Source organism: Glutamicibacter sp. B1 (assembly GCF_039602135.1).
Taxonomy (GTDB): domain Bacteria; phylum Actinomycetota; class Actinomycetes; order Actinomycetales; family Micrococcaceae; genus Glutamicibacter; species Glutamicibacter ectropisis.
On record NZ_CP125942.1, the window covers coordinates 843,556 to 862,685 of the forward strand.

Annotated in this window: 14 protein-coding genes; 5 read left to right on the forward strand and 9 right to left on the reverse strand. The window is 56.4% G+C overall.

Annotation, left to right across the window (positions count from 1 at the left end; translation table 11 throughout):
• Window positions 1–157: 157 nt before the first annotated feature.
• Window positions 158–3,769 (forward strand): transcription-repair coupling factor, encoded by a 3,612-nt coding sequence (gene mfd, locus QMQ05_RS03890; RefSeq protein WP_345473165.1) that lies wholly within the window; start codon window positions 158–160, stop codon window positions 3,767–3,769.
• A gap of 16 nt (window positions 3,770–3,785) precedes the next feature.
• On the opposite strand, the gene QMQ05_RS03895 is transcribed toward mfd, so the two are convergent.
• From QMQ05_RS03895 to QMQ05_RS03915, 5 genes are all read right to left on the reverse strand, one after another.
• Window positions 3,786–4,280, reverse strand: coding sequence for a tetratricopeptide repeat protein (locus tag QMQ05_RS03895; RefSeq protein ID WP_334122477.1), 495 nt, complete (start codon window positions 4,278–4,280; stop codon window positions 3,786–3,788).
• A gap of 100 nt (window positions 4,281–4,380) precedes the next feature.
• Window positions 4,381–4,638 carry a hypothetical protein gene (locus tag QMQ05_RS03900; RefSeq protein WP_345473168.1) on the reverse strand — a complete coding sequence of 86 codons (258 nt, stop codon included), beginning with the start codon at window positions 4,636–4,638 and terminating at the stop codon, window positions 4,381–4,383.
• A gap of 35 nt (window positions 4,639–4,673) precedes the next feature.
• Window positions 4,674–5,360 (reverse strand): deoxyribose-phosphate aldolase, encoded by a 687-nt coding sequence (gene deoC / locus QMQ05_RS03905; protein WP_345473169.1) that lies wholly within the window; start codon window positions 5,358–5,360, stop codon window positions 4,674–4,676.
• Between the two features lie 59 nt (window positions 5,361–5,419).
• Complete coding sequence (locus QMQ05_RS03910; protein ID WP_345473171.1) at window positions 5,420–7,150, reverse strand: phospho-sugar mutase; 1,731 nt, start codon at window positions 7,148–7,150, stop codon at window positions 5,420–5,422.
• Window positions 7,151–7,200: 50 nt separating this feature from the next.
• Window positions 7,201–8,001, reverse strand: a complete 801-nt coding sequence (locus tag QMQ05_RS03915) for a purine-nucleoside phosphorylase (protein WP_058255372.1) — start codon at window positions 7,999–8,001, stop codon at window positions 7,201–7,203.
• Between the two features lie 132 nt (window positions 8,002–8,133).
• Between QMQ05_RS03915 and QMQ05_RS03920 the strand changes: the two genes are divergently transcribed.
• The 3 genes from QMQ05_RS03920 (at window position 8,134) to QMQ05_RS03930 (ending at window position 12,130) form a co-directional block, all read left to right on the forward strand.
• Window positions 8,134–9,537, forward strand: a complete 1,404-nt coding sequence (locus QMQ05_RS03920; RefSeq protein ID WP_058255371.1) for an NAD(P)H-quinone dehydrogenase — start codon at window positions 8,134–8,136, stop codon at window positions 9,535–9,537.
• A 333-nt stretch (window positions 9,538–9,870) separates the two neighbouring features.
• Window positions 9,871–11,259, forward strand: coding sequence for an MFS transporter (locus QMQ05_RS03925; RefSeq protein WP_345473175.1), 1,389 nt, complete (start codon window positions 9,871–9,873; stop codon window positions 11,257–11,259).
• 130 nt (window positions 11,260–11,389) lie between these two features.
• Window positions 11,390–12,130: an SDR family oxidoreductase gene (locus tag QMQ05_RS03930; protein WP_345473177.1), complete on the forward strand. Its 741-nt coding sequence runs from the start codon at window positions 11,390–11,392 to the stop codon at window positions 12,128–12,130.
• 91 nt (window positions 12,131–12,221) lie between these two features.
• Here the strand turns inward: QMQ05_RS03930 and QMQ05_RS03935 are convergent, their stop codons facing one another.
• Together QMQ05_RS03935 and QMQ05_RS03940 are read right to left on the reverse strand one after the other, a co-directional pair.
• On the reverse strand, window positions 12,222–14,003 hold the full coding sequence (locus tag QMQ05_RS03935) for an acetyl/propionyl/methylcrotonyl-CoA carboxylase subunit alpha (RefSeq protein ID WP_345473179.1): 1,782 nt from the start codon (window positions 14,001–14,003) through the stop codon (window positions 12,222–12,224).
• Between the two features lie 206 nt (window positions 14,004–14,209).
• Window positions 14,210–14,728, reverse strand: a complete 519-nt coding sequence (locus QMQ05_RS03940; RefSeq protein WP_345473181.1) for a CGNR zinc finger domain-containing protein — start codon at window positions 14,726–14,728, stop codon at window positions 14,210–14,212.
• Between the two features lie 25 nt (window positions 14,729–14,753).
• On the opposite strand from QMQ05_RS03940, the gene QMQ05_RS03945 reads away from it, so the two are divergent.
• On the forward strand, window positions 14,754–14,957 hold the full coding sequence (locus QMQ05_RS03945) for a hypothetical protein (protein ID WP_334122469.1): 204 nt from the start codon (window positions 14,754–14,756) through the stop codon (window positions 14,955–14,957).
• A gap of 31 nt (window positions 14,958–14,988) precedes the next feature.
• Here QMQ05_RS03945 and QMQ05_RS03950 read toward each other — a convergent pair whose 3' ends face one another.
• Together QMQ05_RS03950 and QMQ05_RS03955 are read right to left on the reverse strand one after the other, a co-directional pair.
• Window positions 14,989–15,630 (reverse strand): Maf family protein, encoded by a 642-nt coding sequence (locus QMQ05_RS03950; RefSeq protein WP_345473184.1) that lies wholly within the window; start codon window positions 15,628–15,630, stop codon window positions 14,989–14,991.
• Entirely contained in the window at window positions 15,627–19,130 is a 3,504-nt protein-coding gene (locus QMQ05_RS03955; RefSeq protein WP_345473186.1) for an MMPL family transporter, read from the reverse strand. The genes QMQ05_RS03950 and QMQ05_RS03955 overlap by 4 nt, the downstream gene beginning before the upstream one ends.

A 19,130-nucleotide genomic window follows, 5' to 3' on the forward strand; every position in this document is an offset into this window, starting at 1 on the left:
TGTATTAGGTAGGCTAGGACTGCACCCAAAAACAACATATTGGCGTTGAGCCGGCCGCGGAAAAAATTTGCGGTCGGTGTTCGTGGTGTCGTTTCGGCTCGCATTGAGCACTGAGCCTACTGCCCCAAGCGCCTGCCCGAGAGGATACGAAATCCCCATGAGCCTGAACGGACTTCATGACTTCCTGCGCGAGGAGTCATCCTTCCGCCGAATCCGTCAAAGTGCAGCCAACAGCTTCTCCACACGAAGCGAAGAGCTGGAGATCGCGGCACCACAAGGAATGCGCGCGATCCTCTCGGCGCATATCAGCCAAGCGCTCAAGGAAAGCACCAACGATTCGGTGACGCTCATTGTCACCGCGACCGGACGCGAAGCCGAGGAAGTCTCCAGCTCACTGGGCGCCTATCTTCCTGCAGAACAGATTGCAGAATTCCCTTCTTGGGAAACCCTGCCACACGAGCGCCTCTCACCACGCAGTGACACCGTAGGGCGCCGCCTGGAAGTCTTGCGTAGGCTTCACAACCGCGACGAAAACCTCAACGTCATCATTGCCCCTATTCGTGCTGTACTTCAGCCCCTCGTCGCCGGCCTGGGTGAACTCCGTCCAGTGACCTTAGAACTAGATGCAGAGCCTGGCTTCGACCAAGTCATCAAGGATCTTGCCGCGGCAGCGTACGCCCGCGTCGACATGGTGACGCACCGCGGAGAATTCGCGGTGCGTGGCGGAATTATTGACGTGTTCCCACCAACTCTTGATCACCCGGTGCGTATCGATTTCTTTGGCGACCAGATTGATTCCATGCGGTACTTCGCCATCGCAGACCAGCGTTCCACCGATGATGCTGGGCCACAAAAGATCATCGCCACTCCTTGCCGTGAAATGCTGATCACCCCGCAGGTCATGAGCCGGGCTGCAAACCTGAAGAACCATTTCCCGGCCGCCGAAGAAATGCTCACCAAAATTGCTGGTGGTATCGCGGTAGAAGGCATGGAATCGCTGGCACCATTGCTGGTCGACAAGATGGTTCCGTTGCTCTCGCTGTTGCCAGAGTCATCCATTGCCCTGATCATGGAGCCTGAGCGGGTGCGTGCCCGGGCCCAAGACCTCAATGCAACCAACGCAGAATTCTTGGCAGCAGCCTGGGCCTCAGCCTCAGACGGAGCCAGCGCACCACTGGATTTGAACACCGCCACCTCCGAACGCAAACTCGCCACTGGCGACTTCGCCTCACTGGCCGAAACCCTAGAGCACGCTAAAGAAGCCAAGGTCTCCTGGTGGGCGCTCACCGCCATGGGCGCGGATGAAGAGCTAGATCTAGGTGCCTCAACCATCCGTATCCCGGCTAGAGAACCTCACGGATATCAAGGCGATATTGAAGCGATGATGGAATTCATCGCCGGACGAGTTAAAGATCAATGGCGATTTGTTGTGGCCACCGAGGGGCCTGGTCCGGCCCAGCGACTCTCGGAGTTGTTCGCAGAATTTAGCATCCCTGCACACCGTGTAGAGAATATTGATCATGAGCCTACTGCGGGTCTGATTGAAATCACTCAGGCCACCGCCGGACGTGGCTTCGTCTTTGAAGATCTCAAATTCGGGTTGCTCACCGAAGCTGATCTACTGGGACGCTCCAGCGCCTACCCAAACCGCAAGGGCCGCAAGCTCACGGTCAAGCGCAAGCGTAATGCCGTGGACCCCTTGAGCCTTCAAGCAGGGGACTTCATCGTTCATGAGCAGCATGGCATCGGTAAGTTCGTGGAACTAATGGCGCGCAAGGTCAATGGGTCCGGCAAGGATGCCAAGCGCGAATACCTTGTCGTGGAGTACGCGTCCTCAAAACGCGGGGCACCGGGGGACCGGCTCTTCGTGCCCATGGATCAGCTGCACATGGTCACCCGATACGTTGGTGGCGAAGCTCCGACTCTCTCCAAGATGGGCGGCTCGGATTGGGCCAGCACCAAATCCAAGGCCCGCAAAGCGGTCAAGGAAATTGCTGGGGATTTGATCAAGCTGTACTCGGCCCGCATGGCGAGCCGAGGACATGCCTTCGGTCAGGACACCCCATGGCAGAACGAACTTGAAGAAGCATTTGCGTTCATTGAAACTCCGGATCAGCTCACCGCTATCAATGAGGTGAAGTCCGATATGGAGAAGGAAATTCCGATGGACCGGCTGATTTCCGGTGACGTCGGCTTCGGCAAGACTGAAATCGCGGTGCGTGCCGCGTTCAAAGCCGTCCAAGACTCCAAGCAGGTCGCCGTCCTGGTGCCCACCACGCTGCTGGCCTCCCAGCACTATCAGACCTTCACCGAACGTTATTCAGGCTTCCCGGTGCGAGTGAAGACTCTTTCGCGTTTCCAAACTGCCAAGGAATCAAAGGAAATCCTGGCGGGGCTGAAAGACGGCAGCGTCGACATTGTCATCGGTACCCACCGACTGCTCTCAAAAAACGTTGAGTTCAAAAACTTGGGTCTAGTCATCATTGACGAGGAACAGCGCTTCGGTGTGGAGCATAAGGAAGAGCTCAAGAAGATGCGCACCAACGTGGACGTGCTGGCCATGAGTGCTACCCCGATTCCGCGTACCTTGGAGATGTCTCTGACTGGCATCCGTGAAACCTCAACCCTGGCCACGCCACCGGAAGAGCGTCACCCGGTGCTGACCTACGTTGGCCCGCGCAGTGATAAGCAGATTTCCGCAGCGATCAAACGAGAACTAATGCGCGATGGGCAGGTGTTCTTCGTGCACAACCGCGTCAGCTCAATTGAACGTGTGGCTGCTGAATTGCGTGAACTCGTTCCGGAAGCTCGCGTGGAAGTGGCGCACGGCAAGATGAGTGAGTCACGGCTGGAAAGAATCATCCAAGACTTCTGGGAAAAGAAGTTCGATGTTCTGGTCTCCACCACCATTATTGAAACTGGCCTGGATATCTCCAACGCCAATACGCTGATTGTGGACCGCGCCAATAACTATGGTCTCTCCCAGCTACATCAGTTGCGCGGTCGAGTAGGGCGTGGACGTGAACGCGCCTACGCCTACTTCCTCTGGGACGTTGAAAAGCCTTTGGGCGAAGTCGCCTTGGAGCGCTTGAAAGCTGTGGCAGCGCACAATGAACTCGGATCCGGATACCAGTTGGCGATGAAGGACTTGGAACTGCGAGGGGCCGGTAACCTACTGGGCGGCGAACAGTCCGGTCACATCGCAGGCGTGGGTTTTGATTTGTACCTGCGACTGGTGGGTGAAGCCGTAGCCGACTACAAGGGTGAAGGCGAAGAGGAAGCCACTGAGATGAAAATTGACCTGCCGGTTAATGCTCATCTTCCGCATGACTATGTTCCCGGCGAGCGACTGCGTCTGGAGGCCTACCGTAACATTGCTTCGGCAGAAACCAATGAGGCGCTCGCCGAGGTGCGAGAAGAACTGGTGGACCGTTATGGCAAGCTGCCACAGCCAGTAGAGAACCTCTTACGGGTGGCAGCACTACGCATTCGTGCCCGCGCCGTGGGACTGCACGACATCCAGCAGATTGGTAACAACATCAAGCTCTCGCCAGCGAAGATTGAAGACCTTCCGGCATCACGTCAGGTACGTCTGGAACGTCTCTATCCGGGAGCAGCGAACAAGCCGGCGTTGAATTCGATCTTCCTGCCTAAGCCAAAGACCTCGCCAATTGGTGGACGAGACTTGGCGGATGAAGAGATTCTTGAGTGGGCCGAGAAGTTGCTCTACGCCATCTTCGAACCCACACCTGCCCCGGCCGCGCAGTAACTGTGCTGGTGTTGTATTAGGCCTGCGCTACGCCCGGGACGGACAAGTCCTGGGCGTAGGCAGTCAATGCTCGTGCGTAGAGCCGGGTATGCGGTGCCAAAGCGGTGACGGCCGTGCGTACGGCTTCGGTGCTGTGACCGGCGTCCAGCAATGCCAACGCGAGAAATCCTTGGGCATCGGCATGAAGTTCAGAAGTTGAGGGGATTTGCTGCAACAGGCCAATGGCTTGATGGAACTGTCCTAGATTGCGTTGGGTGCTGGCCAGCTGGATGAGCGCTTCTTCTCGTTTTTGCCCGGACAATCCTGAATCCAAGGCTTGTTGGTAGGGCACAACTGCCTGCTCTTCCTCACCCAAAAAATCGTGAAGAGAAGCGATTTCAAAGAGCACCCTAGGATCTTTGGGATCCATGCCAGCTAGTAGTTGCTCAAGTTCTTTACGAAGCTGCTCGGCATCTTTGCCTTCGCCGTTTTTCCAGAAGGCCTCGACCTGCGATTCCCAGAATTCGTCCATGAGCTCAGTTTATGTGTACTCAGCAGTCGGGGTGGCAATCATGGTTAAACACAGAGTTGGGGAGGCCCCAACGGGCCTCCCCAACTCTAAGAAGTTCTAGTTACTTCTGTTCTGCAGCGCTGGCTGCAATCAAGTCTTCAGCTTTATCTGCGCGACCCATCAGGTGCATCGGAATAGCGAAGGCTAGGAACATCAGTGCGAAAGCGACCAGAGTTGGTACCCACGCGTTGTGCAATTCCCAGTAGCCCAGGGTGTAGACACCGGCTGCGAACATCACGAAGAAGATTACAAAATTGATGATGTTGCCGACAAGGCGGCCTTCACCGGAATGGGCAGTGTTCTTGCCGTTCGAGTACACTTTTTCTCCTTGAGGAAACAGATAGATGCGATGTCCTAGTAACCGGAACCGCTTTGCTCTCCTTCTAGGATAGCAACTCCTGAGCTAGAACCTAGTCGGGTAGCGCCAGCAGCGATCATGGCACGCGCAGTTTCTACGCTACGCACCCCGCCGGACGCCTTAACGCCCATGTCAGCGCCCACGGTTTGACGCATCAAAGCCACATCTTCAACGGTGGCGCCGCCGGTGGAGAACCCGGTGGACGTCTTCACAAAGTCCGCACCAGCAGCCTTGGCAGCCTCGCAGGCCAGAACCTTAGCTTCCTCGGTGAGCAGGCAGGTTTCGATAATCACCTTCAGGATCGCGCCACCTTCATGAGCAGCCTGAGCAATCGCGAAGATCTCGTTGACCAACGCGTCACGGTCCCCACGCAACGCTGCGGCGATGTCAATGACCATGTCGATTTCGTTGGCACCATCGGCCACCGCATGCTTGGTCTCAAAAACCTTGGTGTCAGTCGCCGAGGCTCCCAGAGGGAAACCAATCACCGAGCAGGTCAAAACGTCTGAGCCTTCCAGCTCCCGAGCCACCGTGGAGACCCACAATGGGTTCACACACACCGACTTGAATTCGTACTTCTTGGCTTCATCGCAGATCTGGACAATCTGTTCCCGGGAGGCATTCGGTGCCAGCAGGGTGTGGTCAATGTATCCAGCGATCTCGCGGGCGCTAAGTTCAGTCATCTTTTCCTCTAACAATTAAGATCTCAAGTGATTCAAATGAAAGTCTCGAAAGGGCAAGCCTAATTGGCATTCAGGTAGGCTGCCAATTCCTTCTTGATTGCCTGCACCTGTTCGGTAGCTCGTTGGCGGGCTTCCGGTACCCCGGAGAGATCATCAACCGGCTCAATTGTTTCCAAGTAGCATTTGAGCTTGGGTTCGGTGCCCGAAGGGCGAACGATCACCCGTGCACCCGAGAAGGTATGCAAAATGATCGCATTGGTGGCCGGCAACTTTTCGGTCCCCTTGGACAGATCGGTGACCTCGGAAACTTCAGAACCACCTAGGGTTTCAGGGGCCTGATCGCGGAAACGATCCATCAATACGGGAATCTGCGCCAGGTCAGTGAAACGCAGGGAGAGCTGGTCGGTGACGTGTACCCCGTACTTGGCTGCCAGCTCATCGAGGCGCGTGGCCAATGAGCTGTTGTTAGCCTTGAGCCCGGCAGCCAAATCGGCCAAGACAATTCCAGCCGAGATGCCGTCCTTGTCGCGAACCAGGTCTGGGGCGACACAATAACCCAGGGCTTCCTCGTAGCCGAAGCCCAAGTTTTCAACGCGGGAAATCCATTTGAATCCGGTCAAGGTCTCTTCGTGTTCGCGGCCCGCGTCTTTGGCGATGGCGGCCAGCATGCGAGAAGAAACGATCGAGTTAGCCAGCTTCTTACCCTCTGGCAGGCTCTTGGAAACCTGGTCTCCCAGCAACCATCCCACTTCGTCGCCGCGCAGCATCCGCCAAGAATCACCGTCGAGGATCGCAGCGGCACAACGGTCAGCATCTGGGTCATTGGCGATGACCAGGTCTGCTTGAACCTTGCGTGCTAAATCAAGTGACAGGTCGATGGCCCCTGGTTCTTCAGGGTTAGGGAAGCTGACCGTGGGGAACAGCGGATCTGGTTGTTCTTGTTCGGCAACCATATGGACATCACTGAACCCTGCATCAAGCAGTGCCTGCTTCATCGTATGCCCGCCCACGCCATGCATGGCCGAGACGACAACGCGCAGGTTCTTGCGGACCTCATCATCACTCTTGGCAGCGGGGATGACTGGGGCGATAGCTGCCAGATAGGCAGCTTCAATATCGCCTTCGGCCCCGGTTGCGGGGAGCACCTCCCAGCCGGAGGTGGCCCGCTGGATCTGGGCTACCGGTTGTTCATGGTCGATCAGTTCAGCGATTTGTGCGTCGATAGGGGAGACGATCTGTGCTCCGCGTCCCGCATCGTCGGTGACGCGTCCACCAACATAAACCTTGTACCCGTTATCTCGTGGCGGGTTATGGCTGGCGGTGACCATGATGCCGGCTTCGGCAGAGAATTCGCGGACAGCCCAGGCCAGTACCGGGGTGGGCAGTGGTGCTGGCATCAGCAGCACGTCGAAGCCAGCAGCCACAAAAATCCCTGCGGAGGCTTGGGCGAAAACGTCCGAGTTGAAGCGGGCATCAAAACCGATGACCACCTTGGGTGTGTACTGGCCGGCGGCCTTCTCAGTGAGGAAACGAGCGATTCCAGCGGCGGTACGCATGACCACGACAGTGTTCATGCGCATTGGACCGGCGCCTAGTTCGGCACGCAGGCCCGCCGTACCGAATTCCAGCACTCCACTAAAACGGTCAGCGAGGTCATCAAATGCTGGTGCATCCCCGTTGTTGACTCGTTCGATCAGTTGCTGCAGTTCGGCTTGGGTTTCCGGATCTGGATCCTGAGCCGCCCAGTTGCCAGCTTCGGTGAGAAGCTGGATCTTTTGTGTGTGATTCACTGTTTTCCCTTTGAGAAGAACGCCGTTGATTCCCAGTACTACAAGGTCTCTTAGAGCTTGGCGATAATCTGTGCCAGCAACTTGGAGATGCGAGGCCCAGCAGCCTGACCGGCCTCGATGACTTCCTGGTGGCTTAGTGGGACCGGGCTGATACCGGCAGCCAGGTTAGTCACCAATGACATGCCGAAGATTTCCATGCCTGCGTGGCGTGCGGCGATGGCTTCGAGCGCGGTGGACATACCCACAAGATCTGCACCGATTCTCTTGGCGTACTGAACCTCGGCTGGAGTTTCGTAATGCGGTCCGGTGAACTGTGCGTAGACACCTTCATCAAGGCTGGAGTCCACTTCACGAGCGATCTCACGGATGCGCGAGGAGTACAGGTCAGTCAGATCAACGAAGGTTGCGCCCTCTAGTGGGGAAGTGGCAGTGAGGTTGATGTGATCGGAGATCATTACTGGGGTGCCGGGCGCCCAGTTTTCGTTCAAGCCGCCGCAACCGTTGGTCAGTACCAGTTGTTCGCAGCCGGCAGCCGCAGCGGTGCGGATGCCGTGGACCACCGCGCGTACGCCGTGGCCTTCGTAGTAGTGGGTGCGGGCACCGAGCACGAGCACGCGCTTGCCGGTGGAGGTCAGGATCGAGGAGATGCTGCCCTTGTGGCCTGGAACGGCGGAGGCGTGGAAGCCGGGGATAGTGGTGGCATCCAGGGTGTGGGTCGTTTCACCGATCAGTTCGGCGGCCTGGCCCCATCCGGAGCCCAGCACTAGCGCAATATCGTGTTTCTCAACGTTGGTCTGCTCGGCGATTACCTGTGCAGCCTGGGCTGCTAGAGCCTGTGGGTCATTATGCATATCAGTCACGGGCAATACGCTACCGGTAGCGGGGCGCTTTGTCAGGTGAAACTAGTGCTTCAGAATCAATATCACGTCCAAAAATGGCCTTTCGATGTGCGCATTGAACGGACATGGGGAACAATAGATTTTGTGAGCGCAGATCGTACGAATAAAGCAACCCGTTTAGTCATTCTCGGTGGCGGTCCAGGCGGCTATGAAGCTGCCATGGGGGCAGCCCAGCTGGGCGCCAATGTCACCGTTGTAGAACGTGCCGGTATGGGCGGTTCAGCAGTGCTGACCGATGTCGTACCGTCCAAGACCCTGATCGCTACCGCCGACGCCGTGCGTCGCGTGAAGCAGGCTGAGGCTTTTGGTGTCCATGTTGATGGACTCGACACCGCAGTGACAGATTTTTCGGTGGTCAACCACCGACTGTTGGACCTTGCCAAGGAGCAGTCCTCAGATATTCGCACAGGTCTGGAACGCAACGGGGTTCGCATCGTTATTGGTGAAGGTCGTCTAATTGACCGGAACACCGTGGCCGTGGCCCACCCGGACGGCTCGGAACAGACCCTCGAAGCCGACGCGATCCTCCTCGCGGTTGGCGCTCACCCTCGTGAACTTCCTTCGGCTAAGCCGGATGGCGAACGCATTTTTAACTGGACTCAGATTTACAACATGAACGAGGTGCCAGAGCACCTGATCGTTGTTGGTTCCGGTGTCACCGGTGCTGAGTTCGCTTCGGCCTACAACCTGCTTGGCGCCAAGGTCACCCTGGTTTCGTCACGTGATCGCGTATTGCCAGGCGAGGACGCTGACGCAGCTGGCGTGCTGGAAGACGCGTTCAAGGAGAACGGCGTCAATGTTGTGGCACAGGCTCGCGCAGAAGGGGTGGAACGCAAGGGCGATAAGGTCTTCGTTACCCTGGCCGATGGGCGTGTGCTGGAAGGTAGCCATTGCCTGGTCGCAGTGGGCGGCATTCCCAACACTGCGAACATCGGTTTGGAAGAAGCTGGTGTCCAGCTCAGCGACTCGGGACATATCAAGGTTGATGGTGTTTCGCGCACCACCGCCACCAACATTTACGCCACCGGTGACTGCACCGGCGTTTTCGCCCTAGCTTCTGTGGCTGCGATGCAGGGGCGAATTGCCGTCGCTCACTTGCTGGGTGATTCGGTGAAGCCTTTGAACCTTGACCGAGTGGCTTCCAACGTCTTTACCTCTCCTGAAATCGCTACCGTTGGTGTCACCCAGCGTGCGGTCGCGGAGGGCAAGTACCAGGCCAACATCATCAAGGTGGACCTGAACGCCAACGCGCGCGCAAAGATGATGAACGTGGAACACGGTTTCGTGAAGATCGTTTCGCGCAAGGGTTCGGGTACGGTCATTGGCGGCGTCGTTGTCGCACCACGAGCCAGTGAGCTGATCTACTCCCTGGCACTGGCAGTTCAGAATGGACTGCACGTCGATGACGTTGCTGAGACCTTCACCGTCTACCCATCGCTGTCTGGTTCGTTGGCAGAGGCCGCACGCCGTCTGCACCGACACAGCTAATTTCTGCATTCCGCAACGGCGGTATCTGCGTTTTTTACGCAAGATACCGCCGTTGCTGTGTTAACTGGGTATTTTTGAAATACGGTGATGCTATTCACTTTGGGTTTGTCTTTTGGTATAAGTAGGATTCGTCTTTGAACTAGTCACGTCTCAATATGTGAACCCTCGCATTCCCGCTAGTTAGGCGGTGAATGGGGTCGGAGCGCTGCTTTTATCGCCCAGTGACGTCCAAATAGTGGACATCAATATCCGAATACTGGGCAAAGAGGTTTAAGATTGTGACATTCGTAAATGAACGATTTACTCGTATTTTCACCCTAAGGAGCAGCCTCAATGTCGCAGGCTAACCAGACGGTGGTGCCAAAGGAAAACTCTCGCGGACGCGTGTTGTTTGCCAGCATGATCGGCACCACGGTCGAATTCTTCGATTTCTACGCCTACGCCACCGCGTCGGTACTCGTATTCCCGGCACTGTTCTTCCCGAACGCTACCGCCATTAACGCGATCCTCTCATCGTTCGCGATTTTCGGTGTCGCATTTGTCGCCCGCCCGCTGGGTTCGATTGTGTTCGGCCACTACGGGGACAAGCTCGGTCGCAAGGGTACCCTGGTTGCTTCGCTGCTCTTGATGGGTATTGCTACCTTCCTCATCGGCTTCTTGCCGCCTGCTGCCGGCCACTGGACCGTGCTGGCTCCCTTGGCCTTGGTGATCCTGCGTTTTGCTCAGGGCTTGGCACTGGGTGGCGAATGGTCCGGCGCGGCCCTGCTGGCCACCGAGAATGCACCGAAGAACAAGCGAGCCATCTACGGCACATTCCCACAGCTGGGTGCACCAATCGGTTTCATCATTGCGAACCTGATCTTTGTTGCCCTGCAAACTTGGAGCACCCCTGAACAGTTCCAAGCCTGGGGCTGGCGTATTCCGTTCTTCTTCTCAGCCGTCATGGTGGTCATTGGACTGTGGGTTCGTCTGAAACTGGTTGAATCCGCCTCATTCCAGAAGGTTCTGGATGAAAAGAAGGTTGTTAAGTCGCCATTCGCGGTGACCATGAAGAAGCACTGGCGCCCAACTTTGGCAGGTACCTTCATCATGTTGGCCACCTACGTGTTGTTCTACCTGATGACTTCCTTCACCCTGACCTACGGCACCCAGCCAGCCACTGTTGAGCAGGCAGCCGCTGCGGCCGCAGCGAAGGGTAAGACCTTTGACCCTGCTGGATTTGTTCCAGGTCTGGGCATCGATCGCCCGACCTTCTTGACCATGCTGATCATCGGCGTTGTCTTCTTCGGTATCTTCACCGTGGTCTCTGGCCCGCTGGCTGAGAAGTTTGGTCGCCGTAAGTTCCTGATTTGGGTTTCGGCCGGTATTTTGGTCTTCGGCCTAGCCTGGACCCTGTTCTTCGGCCCTGGTCAGGGTGCGGCGATGGCCGGCCTGATCGTTGGCTTCACCCTGATGGGTCTGACCTTTGGTCCGATGGCTGCCTACCTGCCGGAGCTATTCCCCTCGAACGTCCGCTACACCGGCTCTGCGGTTGCCTACAACCTGTCCTCGGTAATTGGTGCAGCTCCTGCTTCCTTCGTGGCAGTGGCACTGTGGAAGGCCGGATCTGGCAACACTGTCGGCGTTGGCCTGTACCTGGCTTTGGGTGCGGTACTCACCTTGGTTGCACTGTTCTTGTCACGTGACACCACGGACATCGACATGGAAGAGTTCGTTGAATAACTAGAAGTTTTCACGAGCTAGGGCCTGGCAGATCACCAATGGTGAACTGCCAGGCTTTCTTCGTTGATGCCCGAAATATTTATGTGCAAGTATGGCTTTGTCATCGATGCTTATCGAAGGGGAAGAGCCCATGCGTATTGCAGTTGCTGGTGGAACCGGAGCTATCGGCCGGTTAGTCGTAGAAGAACTCAAAACTCAAGGTCACGAGCCTCTGGTGCTCTCCAGATCGGCCGGATGCGACCTGACGAACCTGCACTCAGTGAAACAGTGGTTGGTCGATTGCCGAGCGGTCATTGATGTCTCAGGAGCATCAACCACCAGCGCGTCAACGGCCATGCGTTACTTCACGCAATCAACTTCGAACCTCATCCGGGTAGGGCGTGAGGCTGGAGTAAAAAATCACGTAGCGCTCTCCATTGTGGGAGCCGCTGAGATCGATTCGGGGTACTACGCCGGTAAGGCGGCCCAAGAGCGCATGCTGCAAATTCTCGACGGTGGCTGCACCATCTTGCGCAGCACTCAATTCCACGAATTCGTCGGGCAGAACATTGATCGTCTTGGTGCTGGCCCGGTACAGATGGCACCGAAAATGCGGCTGCAACCCATCGCTGGGGTTGAAGTGGCCGCCGCACTTATTGAGCTGGCTCTACAACCCGCACAGGGACTCGTGCAAGACCTTGCAGGTCCTAAGGAAGAAGACATGCCAGAACTCTTTGCCCAGTATCTGAAGCATCAGGGCAAGAACTCCAAGATTATTGAGGTTCCGGTCCCCGGGGCCATGGGTAAAGCCCTCAGAAATGGTGGCATCCTGCCAGGTGGCTCAGCCCGTTTGGGTCAACAGACTTTTACGGAATGGCTCGCTCGTCAGTAACTGACAGCTCAAGGTGTGATGCAAACAAAAAGTTGTGGGGTCCGAACGCGTACAACACGTTCGAACCCCACAACTTTGCTACGAAATTTTCTTAGCTAGCATCGTCAATCGTCGCGATGACAGCGCCGGAGGACAAGGTCTCACCGGCGGCAACCTGAAGACCGTTGACCACACCATCGCGGTGCGCGGTGATGGGTTGTTCCATCTTCATGGCTTCAAGTACAACGATGAGATCACCCTGAGCTACTTCGGTGCCGTTTTCGACAGCGACCTTCACAATGGTGCCCTGCATCGGCGAACGTAGCTCAGCAGAGTTGGCGCTAGCTCCTGCTGCACTCTTGCGGCTAGGCTTGCGCTTCTTCTTACCTGCGGCGCGGTCTGCGCCATTGGCAGAGATCGAGCCCAGGGAGGAAGGAAGCGTCACTTCCAAACGCTTACCGCCGACCTCGACGGTGACGCTGGTGCGCTCGCCCTCTTCGGTTTCAGCTTCTGCTCCCGGCATTGGGTGTGGTTCGATTACCGTGCTGAATTCGGTTTCAATCCAGCGGGTATGAACCTTGAAAGGACCTTCAGCAGGAACAAAGGCTGGGTCGCTCATGACGGCACGGTGGAATGGCAACACGGTCGCCATGCCTTCAATCTGGAATTCTTCCAGCGCGCGGCGGGCACGAGCTGCCGCAACTTCACGGGTGCTTCCGGTGACAATCAGCTTGGAGATCATCGAGTCGAAGTTCCCCGAAACGCTCTCGCCCTGCTCAATGCCGGAATCAACGCGGACGCCCGGACCTGATGGCAGGTTCATCTTGGTGATGGTGCCTGGGGTTGGCATGAAGTTACGGCCGGCGTCTTCGCCGTTGATGCGGAATTCGAAGGAGTGGCCGCGCACTTCTGGGTCGGTGTAGCCAAGTTCTTCGCCACGGGCGATGCGGAACTGCTCGCGCACCAGATCTAGTCCGGTCACTTCTTCAGAAACTGGGTGCTCTACCTGCAAACGGGTGTTGACCTCGAGGAAGGAGATCACGCCGTCCTGGCCCACCAAGAATTCGCAGGTACCGGCTCCGGTGTATTTGGCTTCACGCAGGATCGCTTTGGAAGCCTCATACAGGCGAGTGGTCTGCTCTTCGCTCAAGAATGGTGCTGGAGCTTCTTCCACCAGTTTCTGGTTGCGACGCTGCAAGGAGCAGTCGCGGGTGGAAACCACAACTACATTGCCGTGGGCATCGGCCAGGCACTGGGTCTCTACGTGGCGTGGTGCGTCAAGGAAGCGTTCAATGAAGCATTCACCGCGGCCGAAGGCGGCCACTGCTTCACGGACTGCGGAGTCGTAGAGCTCACCGATTTCTTCACGGTTGCGCACGACCTTGATACCGCGTCCGCCACCGCCGTAGGCAGCCTTGATAGCCAGTGGAAGACCATGCTCATCGGCGAAGGCATAAACCTCGTCAGCCGAAGCTACTGGGTCCTTGGTACCTGGGACTAACGGGGCGCCAACCTTTTCAGCAATGTGGCGGGCCTTGACCTTGTCGCCAAGCTGATCAATGGAATCAGGCGAAGGGCCGATCCAGGTCAGTCCCGCGTCGATGACAGCCTGAGCAAATTCGGCGTTTTCGGAAAGGAAACCGTAGCCCGGGTGAATGGCGTCAGCGCCGGAGCGTTCAGCGGCATCTAGGATTTTCTCAATGCGAAGGTACGACTCAGCGGCGGTGGTGCCACCTAGCGCGTAGGCTTCGTCAGCCAAACGCACATGCAGTGCATCACGGTCGGAATCTGCATAGACCGCTACAGACTCGATTCCTTCATCGCGTGCGGCACGGATAATACGCACTGCAATCTCGCCGCGGTTGGCGATTAGCACCTTCGTCAATTGATTCATCTTGAACCTTGTCTTCAAAATTAGGGTTTCTTACCTAGGAGCCTATCGTTTTTGTGGGAACTATATGTAGTTAAACGGTCAAACCCGGGTGTTTGTCCGAAAACTTTGGAGGAATCCTACAAAATATTGAGTTTGGTGTGCCGCGGACCAGCGACGCTCGCCTGAGAGCGCACCGAATTGTTAATGCGTGATTTTGATCGATACCGCTATGACTGTCGATTCCGATGCCTACGGACCGCTGCGCGGTTGGAACAGCGCACTGAACAGTAACGCTGGCGTCCATTGCGGGTAATGTCTACGACCACCTGTGTGCAGGGTTCAGCTTCGCAACGACGCAGGCGATGCATTCCGCGAGTTGTTATGTGCAGGGCAGTGCCCACGGCGATCACGGAACGGAGCACTTGAGGCATACTCTGTCCATCATCGCGATAGTGCAGATGCCATCCTTCCCCGTCGTGATCCACCATGCGGGGATAGGCCGATGCCTGGGACATTTGCTGATTCAATAATTCCGCACGTTGGTGATCCGAGTCGGCGTCCACGATGCGTAGCCAGTCATCAATGACCTGACGAGTTTCTTGGTGGTCGTTGCGGCGTACTGGGAAAGGCATGGTCATGCCGACCTCCCGGGTGCGTTGCTCAATTTCGTCGCGATTCTCAGGCCAGTTGTTGGCCAAGGATGCGGCTAGGAGCACCGCATATTCTCCGTAAGGGTTGAGTTGCATAAGGACATTACATCATGCTGAATTCATGACCACCATAAGTACCACCGCAACTGCCAACCGCACCGTTCTAGCCGAAGAACACGAACACTCCTGGGAAACTCAATCGACCCATCACACCTCGGATGGAATCGTCCAATACCTGCAATGCAGGCACTGCCATACCCATCAAATGCGTCAGTTGGGCTACAACAAAGAATCAACGCTGGATAGCAAAGAAATACGTGCCTAGGACCAATGGTCCCAGACACGTAATTCAGAAGTTATTTCCAGAGATCAACGATGCTGATTCCTAGTTGAGCAAGAAGCTCACGGAGAACAAACACATCCACACCCACGACGTTCTGGAAGTTTCCCTCAATAGATTCAATGAAGGAAGCAGCCAACCCATCGATGGTGAATGCTCCGGCGCACGGCAATGGCTCACCGCTAGCGACGTAGGCTTCGATTTCATTATCGCTGACCGTCGAAAAGTGAACTACTGTCGAAGAGACTCGACCTACAGATTTCTCTGGATGCTGTGGGTCAACGAGCCAATGTCCCGAATGCAATACGCCGGTCGCGCCACTTAACTGTTGCCAGCGTTCACGGGCCACCTGTTCGGTATGTGGCTTGCCGTAAGCGACTCCATCGAGTTCGAAGACCGAATCACATCCGAGGACTACCGTACCTTCGGCATGACCGCCCCCAGCGACATCCTCAGCCTTAGCGCGAGCCAGTAGCTGAGCTGTTTGTGCTGGGGACTGTGGCCCGTGCTGGGTTACTGCCGCTGCGAGCACCGCATCTTCATCAACCTTCGAGACTTGGGTAGTGAATTCCAGGCCTGCATCGGTGAGCACTTTCTTTCGCCCCCACGATGCCGAAGCCAGAACTAGTCGCGTAGAAGGTTGAGTCTGTGTGCTCATACCGGGGCATTCTCCTTGGTGTAATCCTGATCAAAGTCATCATCAGTGCTTGATTCTTCTGAATCCAGCAACTCATTTAACTTAGATCCTTCCACATCAACATCCGGAAGAATCTTATCCAGCCACTTCGGTAGGTACCAGGCCTTATCTCCGAGTAGATGCATCACCGCTGGGATGAGCGTCATACGGATAATGAAGGCATCAAAGAGCACACCGAAGGCCAAGGCGAAGCCCAGTGGACGGATCATCGCAAGGTGCGAGAAGACGAAACCGGCAAAGACCGAAATCATGATCAGTGCAGCTGCGGTGACCACAGGGGCAGCCATGGAGAATCCGGAGCGGACCGCGTCCTTAGCTCGCTCGCCATGGGCATAGCGTTCACGCATCGCTGAGACCAGGAACACCTGGTAGTCCATGGCCAAACCGAAGAGGATTCCGGTGAGCAGAATTGGCAAGAAGCTGAGCAATGGTCCGGGGACATTGACATCGAAGAAGCTGGAGAACCAACCGAATTGGTACACCATGACACTGGCGCCGAAGGCTGCAGCCAAAGACAGTAGGAATCCGCCGGTAGCAAGCAATGGAACCACGACTGAGCGGAAGACCAAGAGCAACAAGATCAGCGACAGGCCAACCACAATGCTCAGGTACGGAACCAGCGCCTCGGTGACCTTCTCCGACACGTCAATCTGGGCAGCAACCTGTCCGGTCACCGCGATGTCGACGCCGGTAGCTTCGGCAAATTTCGAATGATCATTTCGTAACTGGTGGACCAGTGCTTCGGTCTGTTCTGAGGACGGGCCATCCGTTGGAATGACCTGAATGGCCGAGAGCTGGTGATTGTCGGTCAGCGCCACTGGAATAGCAGCCACTACACCGTCGTACTCACGCAACATGTCCGCCACGTCCAATGCCTTGGACTGTGCCTGACGCTCAGTCAGGTTCTCAGGAAGATCAGCCAGGACCAACAACGGACCGTTGTAGCCAGCGCCGAACTTGTCACTGGTCTGTTCGAAGGCCTGGAAGGCCTGCGAATCGGCAGGTTCTGCGCTGCCATCAGGCAGTGCAGTGCGCATCTGCGTTGCTGGCAATGCGATGGCACCAAGGACGATCACGACAAGCAACGTGGCGGGAACGGCCACCTTGGTCACCATACGAACCCAGCGAGCAGAAAGTGGTTCCTTGATTTCAGGATTCTCTGCCTGAGCCGCTGCCTTGCGACGCGCACGCTTAGAGACCAGACGGTTCCCGGCCAGTGAGAGCAATGCAGGCAAGAGGGTGATGTTCAGCAGCACCGAGCAGAACACGGTGAAAGCTGCCGATAAGCCCAACACGGTCAGGAATGGAAGCCCAGGAACTGCCAGTGCTGCCAGAGCGATGATCACCGTCAAGCCGGCGAAAACTACGGCGTTGCCACTGGTTCCCACCGCACGTGCGATGGATTCGCCCACTTCCATTCCGGCCAGCAATTGGGTGCGGTGTCGATGAATGATAAACAGTGCGTAGTCGATACCCACCGCAAGGCCAAGCATGAGCGCTAGCGCAGGGGTAATCGAAGCCATGTCGATGACCGAGGAGAAAGCCATCGTAGTTCCGACACCGGCGCCCACCCCGAGCACTGCCAAGAGCAGTGGCAGGCCGGCAGCGATCAGGGTACCGAGCATGATCACCAGCACGATGGCTGCGATCACTACACCGATAATTTCGGATGATCCAAAGACCTGAGACATGTCCTGCATGATCTCTTTAGAGAAGAGGACCTCAACACCATTGGCCTGCGGCCCGGCGGCAATGGCCTTGATCTGCTCTCGGTCAGCTGGGGTCAGCGCATCCGTCTGAATTTTGAAGCTGACTTGCGAAACAGCCGTGCTCTGATCTTCAGAGACGAATCGCATGTCGGAATTGGCGCCAACCTGGCGAGCGGCAAACTGCAGTTCTGCGCGTCCGGACTCAAGGTCCTTCTGACCCTGTTCTACGTCCTTTTCGGCTTGCTCTAGCTCAGCAGTTTTTTCCTTGATGGTCTTTTCGCCCTCATCAAGCTTCGCCTTGGCTTGGACCAGATCTGCCTTACCCTTGAGGAATTCAGCCTTCTTCTGATCGAATTCCTTCTGGCCAGCATTGAGCTGAGCCCATCCGGCATCCAACTTGCTTTGGCCTTGGGCCAGCTTTGCCTTGTTGGTATCAATTTCAGACTTTGCTTGATCCAGTTGCTTTTTGGCATCGGCAAGCTGTGTTTTCGCCGCACTGAGCTTACTGCTGTTTGCCTTCAATTCCTTACGACCAACATCAACCTGGGCTTGGCCGTCATCAAGCTTCTTGCGGGCAGCATCAAGCTGCTTGAGGCCAGCTTCTCCCTGGGAGATTTTCGTTAGGGCGGCCGTGGCCTGTTCTTTACCGGCCTGTGCCTGCGAAATTCCAGTTTCGGCCGTGGCCTTACCTTCTTGTGCCTGCTTCAGACCTGCCTTGAGCTGCTTCAACGTCTCGGTGTAAGTGGCTACAGCGACGTCATCGCCGTCGGCTTTTGCCTGTTCAAGTCCTTGCTCGGTGGACTGGATTTGTGAGTTCAACTTGGTAATAGCAGCTTCAGCCTCGGCCAGCCCAGCCTTGGCTTTGGCTAGACCGTCTTCGGCTTCTTTCAAGCCAGCAGTTGCAGTTTTCTTGCCCTCGGCCAAGGTGGACTCGAATTCAGACCGTGAGGAGTCACCCAAGAGCTGCTGCATGCCGGACTTGTACTCTTTTTCACCGGCGGTAATTTCTTTTTGCGCGGCGTCGAGCTTCTTTTCGCCGGCGTTGTACTGGGCCAGGCCAGAATCATAGGTGCTCTTACCGGAGTTATATTCGGAGAGCCCCTTTTTGTACTTGGCTTCACCAGCTGCCAGCTGTGCGGCACCAGAATCTAGTTCCTTTTGGCCCGCTTCTAACTGTGCACGGCTGTCGTTGAGCTTCTTTTCGCCAGCCGCGATTTGTGGCTCCGCGTCGTTGATCTTCTTTTCGCCGTCAAAGTACTGAGCCCAACCGGTGGTCAGTTCTTTGCGGCCATCTTCGAGCTGGACTTTGCCGTCAGCAATCTGCTTGGTGGCATCGTCGAGTTTCTTTTGAGAGTCAACCAGTTTCTTTTCGTTTTTATCGATTTCTGGTTGGGCTTCGTCAAGCTTCTCCTGCAGTTCGAAGGGGCTCATCGCATCGATAACCTCAGGTTGCAAGGAGAGCTGCTCCAGAGCTTCGGCAACGGATTTCTTCTGCCCCTCACTCAACGCCTTACCGGTGCTTTCACGGAACACGATCGAGCCAGATCCGCCGGCTAGATCCGGGAGTTCTTCCTTCATCCGGTCGAGGGTGCGCTGGGTTTCAGTGCCCGGGATAGTGAAGGTATTCGACAACTGTCCCATGAACAGGCTGGCGCAAACACCGATGAAGATGAAGGCCGCGAGCCACATCGAAATGACGCGCATGCGGTGACGGTGCGCCCATTGTGCCAGGCGATAAAGAAGTGAGGCCAT